The organism is Herbaspirillum huttiense, from assembly GCF_004367745.1.
In the GTDB taxonomy this organism is placed as follows: Bacteria; Pseudomonadota; Gammaproteobacteria; order Burkholderiales; family Burkholderiaceae_D; genus Herbaspirillum; species Herbaspirillum huttiense.
Genome location: NZ_CP037993.1, coordinates 5123679 through 5140753, shown reverse-complemented (window position 1 = coordinate 5140753; position 17075 = coordinate 5123679). Strand labels below are relative to the sequence as shown.

General features: G+C 64.6%; 16 protein-coding genes. 11 read left to right on the top strand and 5 right to left on the bottom strand.

Features of this window, described 5'->3' with window-relative positions; all coding sequences use genetic code 11:
- Window positions 1-67: 67 nt before the first annotated feature.
- Complete coding sequence (locus E2K99_RS22960) at window positions 68-1003, bottom strand: LysR family transcriptional regulator (RefSeq protein WP_034332256.1); 936 nt, start codon at window positions 1001-1003, stop codon at window positions 68-70.
- 264 nt (window positions 1004-1267) lie between these two features.
- Here E2K99_RS22960 and E2K99_RS22955 point away from each other — a divergent pair, with 264 nt between their 5' ends.
- From E2K99_RS22955 to E2K99_RS22940, 4 genes are all read left to right on the top strand, one after another.
- On the top strand, window positions 1268-2683 hold the full coding sequence (locus E2K99_RS22955) for a M20 family metallopeptidase (protein ID WP_134223680.1): 1416 nt from the start codon (window positions 1268-1270) through the stop codon (window positions 2681-2683).
- 65 nt (window positions 2684-2748) lie between these two features.
- Window positions 2749-4065, top strand: coding sequence for an MFS transporter (locus E2K99_RS22950; protein WP_134223679.1), 1317 nt, complete (start codon window positions 2749-2751; stop codon window positions 4063-4065).
- Between the two features lie 120 nt (window positions 4066-4185).
- Window positions 4186-5376: an amino acid aminotransferase gene (locus E2K99_RS22945; protein WP_034332261.1), complete on the top strand. Its 1191-nt coding sequence runs from the start codon at window positions 4186-4188 to the stop codon at window positions 5374-5376.
- On the top strand, window positions 5369-6001 hold the full coding sequence (locus tag E2K99_RS22940; RefSeq protein WP_008333023.1) for a YitT family protein: 633 nt from the start codon (window positions 5369-5371) through the stop codon (window positions 5999-6001). Before E2K99_RS22945 ends, E2K99_RS22940 begins: the two co-directional genes overlap by 8 nt.
- A gap of 220 nt (window positions 6002-6221) precedes the next feature.
- On the opposite strand, the gene E2K99_RS22935 is transcribed toward E2K99_RS22940, so the two are convergent.
- Entirely contained in the window at window positions 6222-6611 is a 390-nt protein-coding gene (locus E2K99_RS22935; protein ID WP_008333021.1) for a dihydroneopterin aldolase, read from the bottom strand.
- Between the two features lie 18 nt (window positions 6612-6629).
- On the bottom strand, window positions 6630-7397 hold the full coding sequence (locus E2K99_RS22930) for an SDR family oxidoreductase (protein WP_034332262.1): 768 nt from the start codon (window positions 7395-7397) through the stop codon (window positions 6630-6632).
- Between the two features lie 35 nt (window positions 7398-7432).
- Between E2K99_RS22930 and E2K99_RS22925 the strand changes: the two genes are divergently transcribed.
- From E2K99_RS22925 to E2K99_RS22905, 5 genes are all read left to right on the top strand, one after another.
- Window positions 7433-8593: a class I SAM-dependent methyltransferase gene (locus E2K99_RS22925; protein WP_121040815.1), complete on the top strand. Its 1161-nt coding sequence runs from the start codon at window positions 7433-7435 to the stop codon at window positions 8591-8593.
- Window positions 8594-8603: 10 nt separating this feature from the next.
- A complete protein-coding gene (locus E2K99_RS22920) occupies window positions 8604-8798 on the top strand; it encodes a DUF2905 domain-containing protein (protein WP_034332265.1) in 195 nt (64 codons plus the stop codon).
- 21 nt (window positions 8799-8819) lie between these two features.
- Entirely contained in the window at window positions 8820-9476 is a 657-nt protein-coding gene (locus E2K99_RS22915) for a response regulator (RefSeq protein WP_034332266.1), read from the top strand.
- Window positions 9473-10807: an ATP-binding protein gene (locus E2K99_RS22910; protein ID WP_134223678.1), complete on the top strand. Its 1335-nt coding sequence runs from the start codon at window positions 9473-9475 to the stop codon at window positions 10805-10807. The genes E2K99_RS22915 and E2K99_RS22910 overlap by 4 nt, the downstream gene beginning before the upstream one ends.
- A gap of 158 nt (window positions 10808-10965) precedes the next feature.
- Window positions 10966-12450: a DegQ family serine endoprotease gene (locus E2K99_RS22905; protein ID WP_134223677.1), complete on the top strand. Its 1485-nt coding sequence runs from the start codon at window positions 10966-10968 to the stop codon at window positions 12448-12450.
- A 180-nt stretch (window positions 12451-12630) separates the two neighbouring features.
- Here E2K99_RS22905 and kefC read toward each other — a convergent pair whose 3' ends face one another.
- A complete protein-coding gene (kefC, locus tag E2K99_RS22900) occupies window positions 12631-14469 on the bottom strand; it encodes a glutathione-regulated potassium-efflux system protein KefC (RefSeq protein ID WP_134223676.1) in 1839 nt (612 codons plus the stop codon).
- Window positions 14470-14541: 72 nt separating this feature from the next.
- A complete protein-coding gene (kefF, locus tag E2K99_RS22895) occupies window positions 14542-15063 on the bottom strand; it encodes a glutathione-regulated potassium-efflux system oxidoreductase KefF (protein WP_134223675.1) in 522 nt (173 codons plus the stop codon).
- A gap of 294 nt (window positions 15064-15357) precedes the next feature.
- Between kefF and E2K99_RS22890 the strand changes: the two genes are divergently transcribed.
- Window positions 15358-16527: a gamma-glutamyl-gamma-aminobutyrate hydrolase family protein gene (locus E2K99_RS22890; RefSeq protein WP_039783471.1), complete on the top strand. Its 1170-nt coding sequence runs from the start codon at window positions 15358-15360 to the stop codon at window positions 16525-16527.
- Between the two features lie 228 nt (window positions 16528-16755).
- Window positions 16756-17064, top strand: coding sequence for an ElaB/YgaM/YqjD family protein (locus E2K99_RS22885; RefSeq protein ID WP_039783473.1), 309 nt, complete (start codon window positions 16756-16758; stop codon window positions 17062-17064).
- Window positions 17065-17075 lie beyond the last annotated feature (11 nt).

Sequence of the window (17075 nt, the reverse complement as noted above, 5' to 3'; positions counted from 1 at the left end):
TCTCATGCAGCGCCGGATCCTGCCATTTCTGCGTGGCTTGCCGCGCGGCAAGCGTCGCATGGATGCCTCATTTGTCGGCTTGCAGCGCGCCCAGTTCGTGCCGCGTGCGGATTTGGCGGATCGCCGCCACCAGGAAATCGATGAACGCCGCCACCGCCGGCGGCAGCTTGCGCCCGGCCATGGTCTGGACCTGCAGGGTGCGCTGGTGCAGTTCGCTCTCGGCCATCGGCACCAGGGCCATGGCATCTTCCTCGGCGCGTTCCTGCACGGTGAGGAAGCCGCCCAGCGCCACCGTATCCGGCGAGCGGGCGGTGAAGCGGTAGACCGCGCCCAGCGAATGGCTGGTGAAGACCGGTGCGAACAGCAGGCCGCGCATGCCGCAGGCGATGTCGAACAGCTGGCGCACCGTGGAGCCCTGTTCGGGCAGGGCCAGCGGGTAAGGTGAAAGATCGTTCAAGGACAGCAGCTTGCGCGCGGCCAGCGGGTGGTCGCGCCGCATCAATGCGAAGATGGGTCCCGATTCGCGGTAGGCGATGTTGAGACCCTCCACCGGCCCCAAGCTGTAGGTGACCGAGATGTCGGCCTCGCCATCGATGACCATCTGCGATGCCTTGGCCGCGCCGACCACGTTGAGCTTGAACTGCATGCCCGGATATTGCTCGCGGAAGTGCGCCATCACGTTGGGCAGCAGGTCCCAGGCAAAACCCTCCGAACAGGCCAGCGTGACCACGCTCTGGCCGACCGCGTGCAGTCCCTTCACCTCTGCCATCACCTGTTCCACCTCCAGCAGGTTGCGCCGCGCGAAAGCCATCAGCACTTCGCCGGCGGGCGTGAGCACCATGCCGCGCGCGCGGCGCTCGAAGAGCGGCACGCCGGTTTCTTCTTCCATCTTGGCGATCTGGCGGCTCACCGCCGAGACGGCCACGTGCAGCCGTTCGGCAGCAGCCGTCAGGGAGCCGGTGCGGCCGACTTGGTAGAAATAGCGGAGCGCGGTACTTTGCATGGCAGAAATGGCTTTCTGAATTCGGCAATCAATGAAGAGAAACCTTGCAAAGCTGCGCAAGGCCATCCTGGTGCGCGCGGATGAAAATGCAAGAAATCACCGCGTTGAAGCGCAATTCATGCACGTTTCTTGGGCTGGAACGCGCTGAAAAACACGATAAATCATTTTGCCAATTTGCGAAAGCAGCGTTTTAAAAATTGACATTGTTGGAAACCATATGGGCTCCTAGAATCGTCTCCAATGACAGTTCACCCGGAGTCCTCCATGTCCCGCAGCACCGCCCTTCGCCTGGCCGCCGAATATTTCGATTCGGGCCGTTTCCAGCGTGACCTGCAACGCCGCATCGCGCTGCCGACCGAAAGCCAGAACGCCGCACGTGCCGATGAACTGGCCGCCTACCTGCGCGAAGAGATCGCACCGGCGCTAGCCGCACTGGGCTTCGAGACGCAGCAGATTGCCAATCCGGTGGAAGGCGCACCGCCGCTGCTGCTGGCGCGTCGCATCGAATCGGCGGACGCGGTGACGGTGCTCATGTATGGCCACGGCGATGTGGTCAACGGCCAGGAAGGCCGCTGGCAGCAGGACCGTTCGCCCTGGCAGCTGAGCCCCGATGGCGATCGCTGGTACGGTCGCGGTACCGCCGACAACAAGGGCCAGCACAGCATCAACCTGGGCGCGCTGGCGGCCGCCATCGAGGCGGCTGGGGGCCAGCTGGGCTGCAACCTGAAAATGATTTTCGAAATGGGCGAGGAAGTGGGCTCGCCCGGTCTCTACGAGGCCTGCCGCGATCACGCCGATTACCTGGAGGCGGACCTGTTCCTGGCCTCGGATGGCCCGCGCCTGGCGGCGTCCAGCCCGACGCTCTTCCTCGGCTCGCGCGGCGCGCTGCAGTTCAAGCTGGTGCTCGACACCGGCAACGGTGCACACCATGCCGGCAACTGGGGCGGCGTGCTGCGCAATCCGGCCACGGTGCTGGCCAATGCGGCGGCCTCGCTGGTGGACGGACGCGGCGTGATCCGCGTGCCGGGTATGCGTCCGCGTAACGTGAGCGAGCGGGTGCGTGCGCTGGTGCGCGACTTTGCGGTGGGCAGCGATGCTGGTGATCCGGTGCTCGATGCGCAGTGGGGCGAGCCCGGCCTGAGTGCCGGCGAGCGCCTGTTCGCCTGGAATACGCTGGAGCTGATCGCCTTCGAGGCCGGCAATGCGCAGCGTCCGGTGGGAGCGATTCCGGCGCGGGCGCAGGCGGTGTTTCAGCTGCGCTTCGTGGTCGGCACGGTGTGGGAAGACGTGCAGCAGAGCCTGCGCCGCCATCTCGATGAACACGGCTATGCCGATGTGCAGATCGAGATTCAGGCCGCCGCGCCCGCCACGCGCCTCGATCCCGACGATGTCTGGGTGCGCCTGGCCACCGGCTCGCTGCAGGAGACCAGCGGCAAGCCCGTGACCATCTTGCCCAACCTGGGCGGCACCATCCCCAATCACTGCTTCTCGGAAGCGCTGGGTTTGCCGACGCTGTGGATGCCGCACTCCTATCCTTCCTGCTCGCAGCATGCGCCGGACGAACACCTGCTCGCCCCCGTGGCGCGCGAAGGCCTGCAACTGATGGCGGGCCTGCTGTGGGATATCGGCCAGCAGGGGCAGCAGGTGCGCCAGCAGCGGGCGCAGTCGGCAGTGGCCTGAATTTCCCCTTTTTCATTTTCAAGAACGCAAGCCAGCGCAGTCCATCTTCCAACGGGAACACGACCATGAACGCAGCGTCACCCTCGGCAACACCGGAAATTTCTTCAGCAGCAGAAGCGGCCCCCGCGCCGATGTCGGCCGCGCGCACGCGGCGATTGATCGTCGCTTCCTCCATCGGCAATGCGCTGGAGTGGTTCGATTTCGTGGCCTATGGTTTCTTTGCGGTGACCATCTCCAAGCTGTTCTTCCCGACCGGCGACGAGACGGTCTCGCTATTGGTAACGTTTGCTACCTTCGGGCTGTCGTATCTGTTCCGTCCGCTGGGGGCGATCCTGCTGGGCTGGTATGGCGACAAGGTCGGCCGCAAGCCGGCGCTGCTGGTCTCGCTGTCGATGACGGTGGCCGGTACCTTGATCTGTACCGTGATCCCCACGTACGAGACTATCGGCGTCGCCGCGCCCATAGGCATCCTGGTGGCGCGCATCCTGCTGGCGCTGTCGGCCGGCGGCGAATTCGGTTCGGCTACGGCCTTGCTGACCGAGACCGGCTCCAAGCGCCGCGCTTTCATGGCCAGCTGGCAATTCTCCAGCCAGGGCGCAGCGGCCCTGATGGCGGCGCTGGCCGGCTTCCTGCTGAACCAGTGGCTCACGCCCGAGCAGATCTCAGCCTGGGGCTGGCGCCTGCCGTTCGCCTTCGGCTTGCTGATCGCGCCGGTGGGTCTGTACATCCGCCGTCACATCGATGAAGTACCAATGGCCAAGAAGGCGCAAGTGGTCGGCGAGGACGATGCCAGCTGGGGCCTGCAGGTCACGCGGGTGCTGGTGGCCATGGGCATTCTCTCGGTCTCCACTGCGGCCACTTACCTGATGCTGCTGTACATGCCGACCTATGCCATCAAGCAGCTGCACCTGCCGCAGTCGACCGCGTTTGCGGCGGCCGCCGTGACCGGTGCCATCCTGATGATCGGCGCGCCTTTCATGGGCATGCTGGCCGACCGTGTGGGCCGTGCCCGCATCATGGTGGTGTCCACCGTGCTGACGCTGGCCACCATCTATGGCTCCTTCGTCTGGGTGATCGCCATGCCGACCGTGTGGGTGATGATGGCCATCATGATCTGGGCCGGCATCCTCAAGGCGGTGTATTTCGGTTCGCTGGGGGTGGTGCTGTCGTCGATCTTCCCGCCGGCCACACGGGTGCGCGGCATGGGCATCAGCTATAGCCTGGGAGCAACCATCTTCGGCGGCTTCACGCCCTTCATGGTGACCTGGCTGGTGGGCAAGACCGGCAATCCGGTGTCGCCCAGCTATTACCTGATGGTTTGCGCCGCGATCAGCCTGTTGTGCGTGAGCATCTACCACTTCCGCCTGAAAAAATACCTGTGAAAAAACGCACAGGGGGCACGCGGGGCGGGAATTTTTTCCCGTGCCGCGCTACCATGGCGGTCTTGCCGGACAAGCTGGACTGTGCCGGCATCGGCGTTCACCCACATTGACGAGGTCCTCATGTTTTCGCATCTCCCGCCGTATGCCGGCGATCCCATCCTGAGCCTGATGGAACAATTCCAGCGCGACGAGCGCAGCAACAAGGTCAACCTGAGCATCGGCATCTATACCGATGGCCGTGGCGTGGTGCCGGTGCTGCCCTCCGTGCGCACTGCCTCTGCAGCGGTGGCCGAGACCGGCGCGCCCTACGTCTACCTGCCCATGGAAGGCCATGCCGCCTACCGCCAGGCCGTGGCCAAGCTGCTCTTCGGTGCCGACCTGCCGTCGGCCGAGCACCTGGCCATCGTCCAGACCCTGGGTGGTTCGGGCGCATTGAAGGTCGGTGCCGACCTGATCGCGCGCTTCTTCCCGCAGCCCACCATCTGGCTGCCGGACCCGACCTGGGACAACCACGTCGGCATCTTCGAAGGCGCGGGCTTCAAGACCGAGCGTTATCCCTACTACGATGCCCAGACCAAGGGCCTCAATTTCAACGGCATGCTGGACAAGCTGCAAAGCCTGCCCAAGGGCGCCGTGGTGCTGCTGCACCCGTGCTGCCACAACCCGACTGGCGTCGACCCGACCCGCGCGCAGTGGGAGCAGATCATTGCGGTGGTCGAGCAGCGCGGCCTGCTGCCCTTCTTCGACCTGGCCTACCAGGGCTTTGCCGAAAGCCTGGACGACGATATCTGGCCGGTGCGCGAAGCGGTGCGTCGCCAGATTCCCTTCTTCCTGTCGAACTCCTTCTCCAAGATCTTCTCGCTCTACAGCGAGCGCATCGGTGCCTTGTCGGTGTTCTGCCCGCAGGCAGGCCAGGCCGCCAACGTGCTGGGCCAGCTGAAGCTGACCGTGCGCCGCAACTACTCCAGCCCCGCCCGCAACGGCGCGCTGCTGGTGGCGCATGTGCTGAACGACGACAAGCTGGCCACGCAATGGCGTGCCGAAGTCGAGGAGATGCGCGTGCGCGTGCGCGACATGCGCGTCAAGCTGGCATCGCAATTGAAGAGCGCGGTGCCGGACCAGGACTTCTCCTTCCTGCTGCGCCAGAACGGCATGTTCGGCTACACCGGCCTGAGCTCGGCCCAGGTTGATCGCCTGCGTGACGAGTTCGGCGTCTATGCCGTGGGCACCGGCCGCATCTGCGTGGCGGGCCTGAACGACAGCAACGTTGCACGCGTGGCCGAGACCATGGCCGAGGTGCTGCGTGGCTGAAGTGGCAAGCAAGGCCGCCGTGTCGGCGGCCGACCTGCGCCACAAGAGCTATGAAGACGTGCTGGCCCTGGTGGCCGGTACGCTCTTCGTTTCTCTGGCGGTGAACATGTACAGCCAGGTGGGCCTGTTGACCGGCAGCACCGCCGGCCTGGCCTTCCTGACGCATTACCTGACGGGGCTGCCGTTTGGCGTGGTGTTCTTCACCATCAACATCCCGTTCTACTACTTCGCGTTTCGCCGCATGGGCTTGCGCTTCACCGGCAAGACCTTCTGTGCGGTGGCGCTGGTGTCGGGCTTCTCGCTGATGCATCCGCATTTCATCGGCTATGCCAAGCTGGACTTGTTTTACAGCGCGGTGCTGGGTGGACTGTTGATGGGTGTGGGTTTCGTGATGCTGTTTCGCCATGGTGCCAGCCTGGGGGGCATCAATGTGGTGACGCTGTTCCTGCAGGACCGCTACGGCCTGCGCGCCGGCAAGCTGCAGATGGGCGTGGATGTGGTGATCGTGCTGTGTTCGCTGTTCGTGGTGACGCCGCGCGTGCTGCTGGCGTCCATCCTCGGGGCGGTGACGGCCAATCTGGTGATTGCCTTGAATCACCGGGCGGGCAGGTATATGGGAATGTAAGAAGGGCAGGCGGGATCGCCTGGCTGGAATGAATGCCGTTCAGTGCAGACTGGACGGCATTTTTTGTTGATGGTCGGGTCTCTGCTGCGCTACTGCGTTCCGTTCGGACTGAGTAGATCCGAAGGATCGTATCGAAGGCGCATCGACTCATCTGACATTGGCGCGCCTTCGATACGCTTCGCTACTCAGTCCGAACGGCTAACTGGATGCGACCCTTAATTCAAGCCTTGATCCTGAAAGTCTCCACCCCCACCGAATCACAATCCGGATACACATCCGGCTTCTCGGTGGACACCCGCACCGCGCGCACCTTGGGGTGGGCCAGCATGGCGGTCATGACGTCGTCGCACAGGGTTTCCTGCAGGTGGATGTGGCCGCGCGCCATGCGCTCGGCGATGGTGGAGCGGATGAAGTCGTAGTCCACCACTTCGTCCAGGTGGTCGGCCGTCGGCGTGGTCTCGGCCAGCGGGACGTAGAGGTCGACGTTGATCAGGATGCGCTGCTCACCCTTCTTTTCGAACTCGTGCACGCCGATGTTGATGAACACCTCGTAGTTGCGCAGGAACAGGCGGCGGCAATCTTGCAGGGAAGGATGGGAGAGAAAGAGCATGATCAGAAAAAATTAAGGTTATTTCGCCACGAACATGACGTCGCGCGAAAGGGGAAGCAAATGCTGGCCGCCATCGACCAGCAGGGTAGTGCCCGTGACAGCCCGCGCCGAAGCGACGTAGCAGACCGCGGCGGCAATGTCCTCGGGCGTGCTGCCACGGCCCAGGGGGGTGACCGTGTGCGCCTTGTCGAACTGGTCCTCGGTCTGGTCGCCCGAGACCATGGTCAGCCCGGGTGCCACGCCGACTACCCGCACCTTGGGCGCCAGTGCCTGTGCCAGCAGCGTGGTAGCGCTGTGCAGGGCGGCCTTGGAAAGGGTGTAGGACAGGAAGTCAGGATTGGGATTGTACAGTTTCTGGTCCAGCAGGTTGATGACCACGGCCTGCTGGCCCTCCGGCGTGGCCTCGAACAAGGCCTGCGCCAGCAGCACGGGCGCGCCGACGTTGGCGCTCATGTGGCGCAGCAGGCGGTCATTGCCGAAGCTGGCGGCGTCATCGTAATCGAACAGCGAGGCGTTGTTGACCACGCAGGTGATGCGTCCCAGCGGCGCGGCCTGGGGCAGCAGGGAACGGACCTGGGCTTCGTCGCCCAGTTCGCCCTGCACCGCCAGGGCACGGCGGCCCAGGGCTTCGATCTCGCGCACCAGCGTGTCGGCTTCCTCGCGCGAACGGTTGTAGTGGACCGCCACGTCCCAGCCCGCGCGGGCCAGAGCCAGCGCGATGTGACGGCCGATGCGGCGTGCGGCGCCGGTGACCAGCGCAATACCTGCAGAAGAGGGTGATGTCATGTTCCCGGTTTCCATTCGTCGATACAATACGGCCCATGCAACTGCAACTACCCGAACCCGGCGCTGACGCACAGTCCGCCTCGCATTCCCTCCAGCACCTGATCGCCGGCGAGATCGCCGCATCCGGCGGCTGGATCTCCTTCGAACGTTACATGGAACTGGCCCTGTATGCGCCGCAGGTCGGCTATTACAGCGGGGGTTCTTCCAAACTGGGCAAGGAGGGCGATTTTACAACCGCCCCGGAAATCTCGCCGCTGTACGGCGCGACCCTGGCCCACCTGGCCGCCGAAGTGATCGCGGCCAGCCCGCAGGTGGCCAATGTGCTGCTGGAATTCGGTGCCGGCACCGGCAAGCTGGCGCGCGACATCCTCACCGAACTGCAGGCGCGCGAAGCGCTGCCCCAGAAATATTTCATCGTGGAAATCTCGGCCCAGCTGCGCGCCCGCCAGCAGGAAACCCTGGCCGCTTTCGCGCCGCTGGTGGAATGGCTCGATGCCCTGCCGGAAACTTTCTCGGGTGTGGTGGTCGGCAATGAAGTGCTCGATGCCATGCCGGTGCGCCTGGCCATCAAGGCCGAAGAGGGCTGGCAGGAACGCGGCGTCACGGTCGATGCCACGGGCCGCCTGCAGTTTGCGGACCGCACCGTGAGCGATCTGCCGGTGGCGCAGATTCCCGAGGCCGAACCCTTGCCGGCCGGTTACCTGACCGAGCTGTCGCCGGTAGCCATCGGCTTCATGCGCACCCTGGGCCGCATGCTGGCCAGCGGCCCCGGTGCCTTGGCGATCCTTCCGGATTACGGATTCCCCGCGGCGGAATACTACCTGCCCGACCGCGACCAGGGCACGCTGATGTGCCACTACCGCCATCATGCCCACACCGATCCTTTCTACTGGCCGGGTTTGCAGGACATCACCGCGCACGTGGATTTCACGGCGATGGCGGTGGCCGCAGTAGAGGAGGGCGCGGAGGTGCTGGCCTATACCAGCCAGGGCGCCTTCCTGCTCAATGCCGGTATCGGCGAGCTGCTGCTGCGCACCTCGCCCGAGGACAGCCTGCGCTACCTGCCGTTGGCCAACGGCATGCAGAAACTGATTTCCCCGGCCGAGATGGGCGAGCTCTTCAAGGTGCTGGCCATTGGCAAGAATGTCGAATGGCCGGCCCGCATGCTGCGCCATGACCGCACCCATCGTCTGTGAGGAGCCTCGCATGATTCGCTGGATCGTCGTCATCTTCCTCTCGGTCATCGTGTTCTCGACCTTGTTGCCCTGGCTGGAAAAACTGGGTATCGGCCGCTTGCCCGGAGACTTGCGTTTCCGCTTGTTCGGCCGCATCTTTTCGCTGCCCTTCGCCTCGACCATCCTCATTTCGGTGGTGGTGTTCCTGCTGGCGAAGATCCTCTGAGTCCGATCAGGAGTAGTCAACATGCGCGTATTGCTGGTGGAAGACGATCCCATGGTGGGCGAGGCCGTGCGCAAGGGTTTGCGCCAGGATGGCTTCACCATCGACTGGGTGCAGGATGGCAAGTCGGCCGACGTGGCCCTGCGCACCGAGGACTACGCCATGCTGCTGCTGGACCTGGGCCTGCCGCAGAAGGATGGCCTGGCCGTGCTGCGCACCCTGCGTGAACGCGGCAGCGCCATTCCCGTGCTCATCACCACGGCACGCGATGCCGTGGCCGATCGCGTGGCCGGGCTCGATGCCGGTGCCGACGATTACCTCATCAAGCCCTTCGACCTGGAAGAACTGTCGGCCCGCATGCGCGCCCTCTCGCGCCGCCAGGCCGGACGCGCCGAAAGCCTGGTGCAGGTGCGCGAAGTGGTCTTGAATCCGGCCACGCATGAAGTGACCGTGGGCGGCAAGCCGGTCAACCTGTCGGCGCGCGAATTCGCGCTGCTGCACGCCTTCATGGATCGCCCGGGCGTGGTGCTCTCGCGCGCCCAGCTGGAAGAAAAACTCTACGGCTGGGATGACAGCATCGAGAGCAATGCCGTCGAAGTGCACATCCACGCGCTACGCAAGAAGGTCGGCAGTGACTTCATCAAGAACGTGCGCGGCGTGGGCTACCTGGTGCCAGCATGAAATCGATCCGCAACAAGCTGCTGCTGTGGCTGGGACTGGGGCTGTTCTCCATCATCGTGCTGGCCGGCGTGGCGCTGTACTACCAGGCGCGCGGCGAAGCCAACCAGATCTTCGATTACCAGATGCGCCAGATCGCGGCCTCGCTGCCGCGCCAGGCCTTCTCGCCAATCTCGCCGGGGCAGCAGTTCCCCGAGCTGGAGGACGAGATCATGATGCAGATCTGGGACAGCCGTGGCTCGGTCATCTATCACTCCCATGCACGCGGGGCCATGCCGCGCCAGGCTGAACTGGGCTTTGCCAACGTGCGCGGACCCAATGGCATGTGGCGCGTCTACAGCGCCCAGATCGGCAGTACCGTGGTGCAGGTGGCGCAGCCCCAGAGCGCGCGCGACGAGATCGCCGCGCAGATGGCGGTCAAGACGGTGGTGCCCTTGCTGTTGCTGTTTCCGCTGATCGGTGTGCTGTCGTGGGTGGCGGTCAGCCGGGGGCTGGCACCGGTGCGCAAGGCCGCCGCTGAAGTGGCGGCACGCGACATGAACTCGTTGCAGCCGCTGTCGGATGTGGGCATGCCGCAGGAAATCCAGCCGCTCACGCATGCCTTGAATGACCTGCTGGCACGGCTCAAACACGCCACGGAAACGCAGCGTGCCTTCGTCGCCGATGCGGCGCATGAATTGCGCACACCGCTGACGGCCTTGCGCCTGCAGGCGCAGCTGGCCGAGCGCGCCACCGATGAACAGGAGCGGCGCGCCGCCTTTGCCGATCTCAAGAACGGGCTGGAGCGTGCCACCCATCTGGTGCACCAGCTGCTCACGCTGGCGCGCCAGGAGCCCGATGCCATGGGCTTTGCGGAGGTCGACCTGCGTGCGCTGCTGGGCAGTGTCGTGGGCGACTTGTCCTCGGTGGCCGATCATGGCGGCATCGATCTCGGGCTGTCGGATCAGGGTGATGACGGCCGTCCGGTGCGCGTGCAGGGCAATGCCGATGCCTTGCGCATCCTCTTCAACAATCTGGTGGACAACGCCCTGCGCTATACCCCGGCGGGCGGCGTGGTCGATGTCGGTTTCGAATTCCCCGCTGCGGGAAGGTGTGCGGTGGTGATCCAGGACAGTGGCCCCGGCATCGCCGAGAGCGAGTTGCCGCGCGTCTTCGATCGCTTCTACCGGGCCCAGCGCGCGCAGGAACAGGGCTCCTCACGCGGTGCCTTCGGCAGCGGCCTGGGGCTGGCCATCGTGCGCCAGATCGCCGACCTGCACCGGGTGCCGGTGGAATTGCGCAATACCGGGAGTGGCTTGCAGGCGCGCGTGGTCTTTACGCTGTTGCCGGGCTGAATCGCTTGCCGGATGGCGTTTTCGGAGCATTAAGCGCAGATTAATGCTCAATTTTTCAGCCTTAAGTTTGTCTTAATTTTCACTGCTTAATCTTCACTCCAACGGTTGAGGCCCAACGGCCCCGACCCTCGATATCCCGTTCGATCAAGGAGAAGAAGATGAGCCGTCGCATCGTTTTTGTTCGTAACACTTTGGCTGTCATGATTGCCGCGGTGGTGGGCGGCAGCTACGTCTATTTTCGCGGTGCCGACCTGCCGTCGGCGCACGCGGCCGCGCTCAACGCCCCGCTGGTGGCCGCCAACGCCGCGCCCGCTGCCCCGGCCGGACCGGTGGTCGCGGCGGCGACCGATTTCTCGGGCATCGTCCAGCGTTACGGCCCGGCCGTGGTCAACATCAGTGTCACCGGCAAGGCCCGCAAGGTCGCCGATGACGACGACAACGGCCTCGATCCGAACGATCCCTTCTCCGAATTCTTCAAGCGCTTCGGCCCGCAACTGCAGATGCCGCAGCAGCCGCGCATCATGCACGGCCTCGGCTCCGGTTTCATCATCTCGTCCGATGGCCTGATCCTGACCAACGCCCACGTGGTCGATGGCGCCCAGGAAGTGGTGGTCAAGCTGACCGACCGCCGCGAGTTCAAGGCCAAGGTGCTGGGCATCGACAAGCAGAGTGACATCGCCGTCATCCGCATCGATGCCAAGAACCTGCCCACGGTGCAGATCGGCGATCCTTCCCGCGTGAAGGTCGGTCAGCCGGTGCTGGCCATCGGCTCGCCCTACGGCTTCGACAACACGGCCACCGCCGGCATCATCAGCGCCAAGTCGCGCAGCCTGCCGGATGACAACTACGTGCCCTTCATCCAGACCGACGTGGCCGTCAATCCGGGTAATTCCGGTGGCCCGCTGTTCGACCTGAATGGCCAGGTGATCGGCATCAACTCGCAGATCTACAGCCAGACCGGCGGCTTCCAGGGCCTGTCGTTCTCCATCCCCATCGATGTGGCGATGAAGGTCGAGCAGCAACTGGTCACGCACGGCAAGGTGACGCGTGGCCGCCTGGGCGTCTCGGTGCAGGACCTGAACCAGGCCTTGTCCGAGTCCTTCGGTTTGAAGAAGGCTGAGGGCGCGCTGGTCAGTTCGGTGGAAAAGGGCAGCCCGGCCGACAAGGCCGGCCTGCAGGCGGGTGACGTGATCCTGAGCTTCGATGGCCACGCCATCGATCATTCGGTCGACTTGCCTACGCTGGTGGCCGATACCGCGCCGGGGTCCAGCAAGCCCATCCAGGTCATGCGCGGCGGCAAGGTGCTGACCATGAACGTGACCGTGGGCGAGATGAAGCAGGCCAAGAATGAGGCCAAGCCCGGCAAGTCCGATGACCAGGGCCGCCTGGGACTGGCGGTGCGTCCGCTGAACAAGGATGAGCAAGCCCAGATCGGTGGCCAGAAAGGCTTGCTGGTGGAAGACGCCAGCGGTCCGGCCGCAGTGGCCGGCATCCAGAGCGGCGACGTGATCCTGGCGCTCAACGGCACGCCCGTTTCCAGTGTGGCGCAACTGCGCAAGCTGGCCAGCGAGGCAGGCAAGAACGTCGCGCTGCTGGTGGAACGCGGTGACGAAAAGATCTTCGTGCCGCTGGCCTTGAATTGAACTAAATCGTTTAAATGATTTGGATGATTTGCATGAGTTGCGGTACTGACGTCTTCAAGTCTTGAGGTTTTGCAGTGAGTAGTACCGGTGAGCAGTAAGCAGCAAGCAGTGAGTAGTAAGTGGTAAGCAGTAAGCAGTGAGGGATTTGGCCGGATGTGCGCAAGCGTGTCCGGCCTTTTTTTATTCTTCCGCTGCCGGTTTGGCGGGAGCGGGTTTTTCGCGCCACTGGTCATGCGTATGATCGCGCTGCATGGCTTCGCGATCCCCGGCGAACATGGCCTGCAATTCTTCGCGTGCCTGCACTGCCATGGACACCATCTGCGCCTGGTCCTTGTAGTGCGGGTAGAGCGCTGCCAGAGTTTTGAGATTGTGAGAGCGGAATTTCATCGCGGCTTCACGCGCACGATAGGCGCCGAAGTCCAGCTGCTGCAGCACTTGCCGGCCCATGTGCAGGGCGCTTTCGAAGGTCTCGCGCTCCAGCACCGTGACGCCGCGATCCATCAGGTCGTAGTAGTGCGTGACGTTGCGCGCACGGGCGGCGATCTGCAGGTGCGGGAATTCCTCACGCACTTTTTCCACCATGTCCAGCGCGGCTTGCGCATCGTCGATGGCGATCACCAGGACCTTGGCCTTGTCGGCACCGGCGGTGCGCAGCAGGTCGATGCGGGTGGCGTCGCCATAGAACACCTTGAAGCCGAACTTGCGCAGGAAATCGATCTGGTCCGGATCGTGATCCAGCACCGTGGCACCGATGTCATTGGCCGCCAGCAGACGGCCCACGATCTGGCCGAAGCGGCCGAAGCCGGCGATGATGACCTGGTTGTCCTGTGGTCCGATCTTGTCTTCGGGGCGGCGCTTGCCGCCTTCCAGCCAGCGCACCAGCAGGCGGTCATGCACCAGCAACAGCAGGGGCGTGATCAGCATCGACAGCGCCACCACGACGACCAGCATGGACGAGATCTCGGGCGTCAACACTTTGGCGGTGACGGCGGCACCGAAGACGATGAAGGCGAACTCCCCGCCCTGCGAGAGCAGGAAGGCGAAGAACAATTGCTGCCCGCGCGGAATGCCGAAGCAGCGCCCGAGGAACCACATCACACCGGTCTTGATGGTCAGGAAGCCCGCCACCATGCCGAGGATGCGCCAGGGCTGGGCGAGGAAGACGCCGAAGTCCACCGACATGCCCACGGCAATGAAGAACAGGCCCAGCAGCAAGCCCTTGAAGGGCTCCAGGTCGCTTTCCAGCGCATGGCGGTATTCGGAATCGGCCAGCAGCACGCCGGCCAGGAAGGTGCCCAGCGCCATCGACATGCCTACCGATTGCATCAGCAGGCAGGTGGAGATCACCAGCAGCAGGGCGAAGGCGGTGAAGATCTCGCGCATGTCGGTCTTGGCGATGATGCGCAGGATGGGGCGGATCAGCACCCGTCCGCCGAAGATCAGCAGGGCGATCACCAGCGCCACCTGGCCCGCATGCAGCCAGCCCTGCCCGCTGCCCTGGCTGGCCGCCACACCCAGCAGGGGCACGGCGGCCATCATGGGGATGGCGGCGATGTCCTGGAACAGCAGGATGGAAAAGCCCGCCGCACCGGCCGGTGTGGCCGTGAGCTTGCGCTCGCCCAGCGTGGCCAGGGCGATGGCGGTGGAGGAGAGCGACATGCCCAGCGCACCGATGAGCCCGATGCGCCACGGCACGCCCGCTGCCAGCGCTGCAGCGAAGAGCGCCAGTGACACCGCCGCCACCTGCACGCTGCCCCAGCCGAAGATGGAACGGCGCAGCGCCCACAGGCGCTTGGGATCGAGTTCGAGACCGATCAGGAACAGCAGCAGCACCACGCCGAATTCGGAGAATTCGAGGATGTGCTTGACCTCGGTGATGAGGCCCAGTCCCCACGGGCCGATGACGATGCCGGCCAGCAGGTAGCCCAGCACGGCACCCAGCCCCAGACGTTTGGCGATGGGCACGGCGGCCACTGCCGCCAGCAGGTAGACGAGGGCGATCAGCAGTTGTTCATCCATGGCGGGGTCCGGTCAGTTGAATTGTGAGGATGCAGCGATGTGCGAGGATTGATGAGAAATGAGGCGTGAGGCTCATGCCTGCAATCCTTCCAGGTAGCGCTCCACATGGCGCTGGAACTCGACCGGCGGTACGTGGTGCGCACCATGCAGGATCAGCGGTTCCACCCACTGCATGCCGCACAGGCGCGCGGTCTGTTGATATGGCGGCAGGAAATCGGCAAAGGGATGGCCGTGGCGGCCCGTGCTCTGGTAGGACGCCGTCTCCCCGCCGGTCGAGGCCACCAGCCAGAAACGCTTGCCTTCCAGCGCATGGCCATCGTGGCCGAAGGCCCAGCCGCGCGCCAGCACGCGGTCCAGCCATTCCTTCTGCAGGGCCGGCATGCTGTACCAGTGGATGGGATGCTGCATCACGACCAGCTCGGCCTGGCTCAGCAGTTGCTGTTCGTGTTCGACGTCGATGTGGAAGTCGGGATAGTGCTCGTAGAGATCATGCACGGTCACGTCGGGCAGGCGGGCGGCGGCTTCCAGCATCAGGCGATTGGTACGCGAGAGCTCGGCAGCGGGATGGGCGTACAGGATCAGGACCTTGGACATGTGTCGGCGCGGGCAATGTGGGTGGTGGGCAGGGGGGACGATGGCCTCCGGTGCAAATGGCCGGAACATGCATGGCCTTTGCGCTGTCTGCCCTTGCAAGGGAGAGGAGTGTGCCATGAAAGGGCGCTGGCCGGCTTGGATGAAACTGCTTGCAGGCGGCGCCGTCCGCAGGTGTCCAAAGCCGGGCAATGCGAATATACTCAGCCACTCCCCGGGCCCGTCGCGCCATTGACGGCTTGCATGCCGCCGCTGGTACTCGCCGCAGTTCATTTCATCTGATTACTTATTGCAGCCATGTCCGACATCCAAGATTCCGAAGCCAATTTGCCGCCAGACCGCTCCCCGGGCGCGGTCCCGGCCAAGCCAGTGTCTGCCGACGCGTCCGGTACGCCGGCCGCATCACAGAATCCTGCCCAGCCCGCCGCAGCACCTGCTACCACCGTGGTAGCAGCTCCGGCAGCCTCTCCGGCGGTGCCGGCCGTTGAAGCCGTGACGCCGCCGGCCCAGCCGGGCGCGCAGCCCGCCACCGAGGCCGCCCACGGCCAGACGGCGGACCAGGCGCAGCAGCGCATCTATACCTCGCTGCCGCCGCCTCCGCATCACGCGGGCGATGCACCCTGGGCGCAGACCTGGCGCTTCCTGACGGCGCGCCTGCGCCAGCTGTCGGACAAGGCCGGCCGGCGCGTCATGCAGCGTACGCTCAAGATCGGCGTGTCGGCCCGCATCTTCCATCCCGAGAGCGGTGCCAAGGGCTTGCGCAGCAAGACCCTGCAGTATCTGGAAGAGTCGATCGCGCAATGGGTGATGTCGCGCGACGTGCTGGTCTTCATGATCCCCACCGTCAATACCAATGGCCTGGTCCACCCGAGCAATATTCGCCTGCGCGACTATGCCAAGCATCTGGATGGCCTGGTGCTGCAGGGCGGGGCCGACGTCTCGCCGCAGAGCTACGCGCAAGCGGCGACCCGCCCCGAATGGAGCGGCGACCGCGTGCGCGACATGTACGAGCTGGAACTGCTGCATGAATTCATCGAGGCCGGCAAGCCCGTGCTGGGCATCTGCCGTGGCTGCCAGCTGATCAACGTGGCCTTCGGCGGCACGCTCTACCAGGACATCGCCACCGATGTGCCGACCGCCATCCCGCACGTCAACGAGCAGTACGACAGCAATTATCACGCACTGCATTTCCCGCAGGGTTCGTCGCTGGCCGGCATGGTCAAGACCGAGAACGCCATCGTCAATTCCATCCACCACCAGGCCGTGCACAACCTCGGGCGCGACCTGTCGGTGGAGGCCGTCTCGGGGCCGGACCAGATCGTGGAAGCCATCCGCTACCGCAAGGCGCCGTTCGTGATGGGCTTGCAGTGGCACCCGGAATTCCACCGCGCGGGCGGTCCGGAGCTGCTGGACTGCACGCCGATCCTGGACAGTTTCCTGCGGGCAGCGCGCGAAACACGTTTCTGATCCCGCGTGATTGGCCGGAACCTAAGCCCGCCAGCGTCATCGAACCCTCTTTGCGCTGGCGCAAGCCAATTGCATCGCCTCTGCAGCATGGCTGCAATGCGCTACCCGCCTCGTTGCGGACTCTGTAGAATCAAACGGTCGTCGCAATGCAGCACCTCTTCAGGTGCGGCGTTCAGGGTGCGGCGACTTGCTAGTCTTTTCCATCACCGGCAAAAAAGGAGAATTTACATGCCTCAATCCCCCGCACTGAAGACCGTTCGCAATGACATGAAGACGCTGGTCAAGGACGCCCAGGCATTGTTCGCCGAAGCCGCCGCCGCCACCGGCGAGAAGGCCGACGAGCTGCGCGCGCGTGGCCTGACCCTGCTGGAAGCCGCTGCCGAAGCCGCCCAGACCGCTCAAGCCGCCGCCATCGAGAAGGGCAAGGAAGTCGCCGCCAAGACCGACGACTACGTCCACGAGAATCCGTGGCGTGCCGTGGCCATCTCGGCAGGCCTGGGCCTGCTGGTCGGCCTGGTCATCGGCCGCAGCAAGTAAGCGCCGCCCCG

What these genes read in the sequence shown, in the direction of transcription:
- E2K99_RS22905 (WP_134223677.1), top strand. Translation starts at nt 10,966, where the DNA reads ATGAGCCGTCGCATCGTTTTTGTTCGTAACACTTTGGCTGTCATGATT.
- E2K99_RS22960 (WP_034332256.1), bottom strand. Translation starts at nt 1,003, where the DNA reads ATGCAAAGTACCGCGCTCCGCTATTTCTACCAAGTCGGCCGCACCGGC.
- E2K99_RS22915 (WP_034332266.1), top strand. Translation starts at nt 8,820, where the DNA reads ATGCGCGTATTGCTGGTGGAAGACGATCCCATGGTGGGCGAGGCCGTG.
- E2K99_RS22935 (WP_008333021.1), bottom strand. Translation starts at nt 6,611, where the DNA reads ATGCTCTTTCTCTCCCATCCTTCCCTGCAAGATTGCCGCCGCCTGTTC.
- E2K99_RS22925 (WP_121040815.1), top strand. Translation starts at nt 7,433, where the DNA reads ATGCAACTGCAACTACCCGAACCCGGCGCTGACGCACAGTCCGCCTCG.
- E2K99_RS22910 (WP_134223678.1), top strand. Translation starts at nt 9,473, where the DNA reads ATGAAATCGATCCGCAACAAGCTGCTGCTGTGGCTGGGACTGGGGCTG.
- E2K99_RS22945 (WP_034332261.1), top strand. Translation starts at nt 4,186, where the DNA reads ATGTTTTCGCATCTCCCGCCGTATGCCGGCGATCCCATCCTGAGCCTG.
- E2K99_RS22950 (WP_134223679.1), top strand. Translation starts at nt 2,749, where the DNA reads ATGAACGCAGCGTCACCCTCGGCAACACCGGAAATTTCTTCAGCAGCA.
- E2K99_RS22955 (WP_134223680.1), top strand. Translation starts at nt 1,268, where the DNA reads ATGTCCCGCAGCACCGCCCTTCGCCTGGCCGCCGAATATTTCGATTCG.
- kefC (WP_134223676.1), bottom strand. Translation starts at nt 14,469, where the DNA reads ATGGATGAACAACTGCTGATCGCCCTCGTCTACCTGCTGGCGGCAGTG.
- E2K99_RS22920 (WP_034332265.1), top strand. Translation starts at nt 8,604, where the DNA reads ATGATTCGCTGGATCGTCGTCATCTTCCTCTCGGTCATCGTGTTCTCG.
- kefF (WP_134223675.1), bottom strand. Translation starts at nt 15,063, where the DNA reads ATGTCCAAGGTCCTGATCCTGTACGCCCATCCCGCTGCCGAGCTCTCG.
- E2K99_RS22885 (WP_039783473.1), top strand. Translation starts at nt 16,756, where the DNA reads ATGCCTCAATCCCCCGCACTGAAGACCGTTCGCAATGACATGAAGACG.
- E2K99_RS22890 (WP_039783471.1), top strand. Translation starts at nt 15,358, where the DNA reads ATGTCCGACATCCAAGATTCCGAAGCCAATTTGCCGCCAGACCGCTCC.
- E2K99_RS22930 (WP_034332262.1), bottom strand. Translation starts at nt 7,397, where the DNA reads ATGACATCACCCTCTTCTGCAGGTATTGCGCTGGTCACCGGCGCCGCA.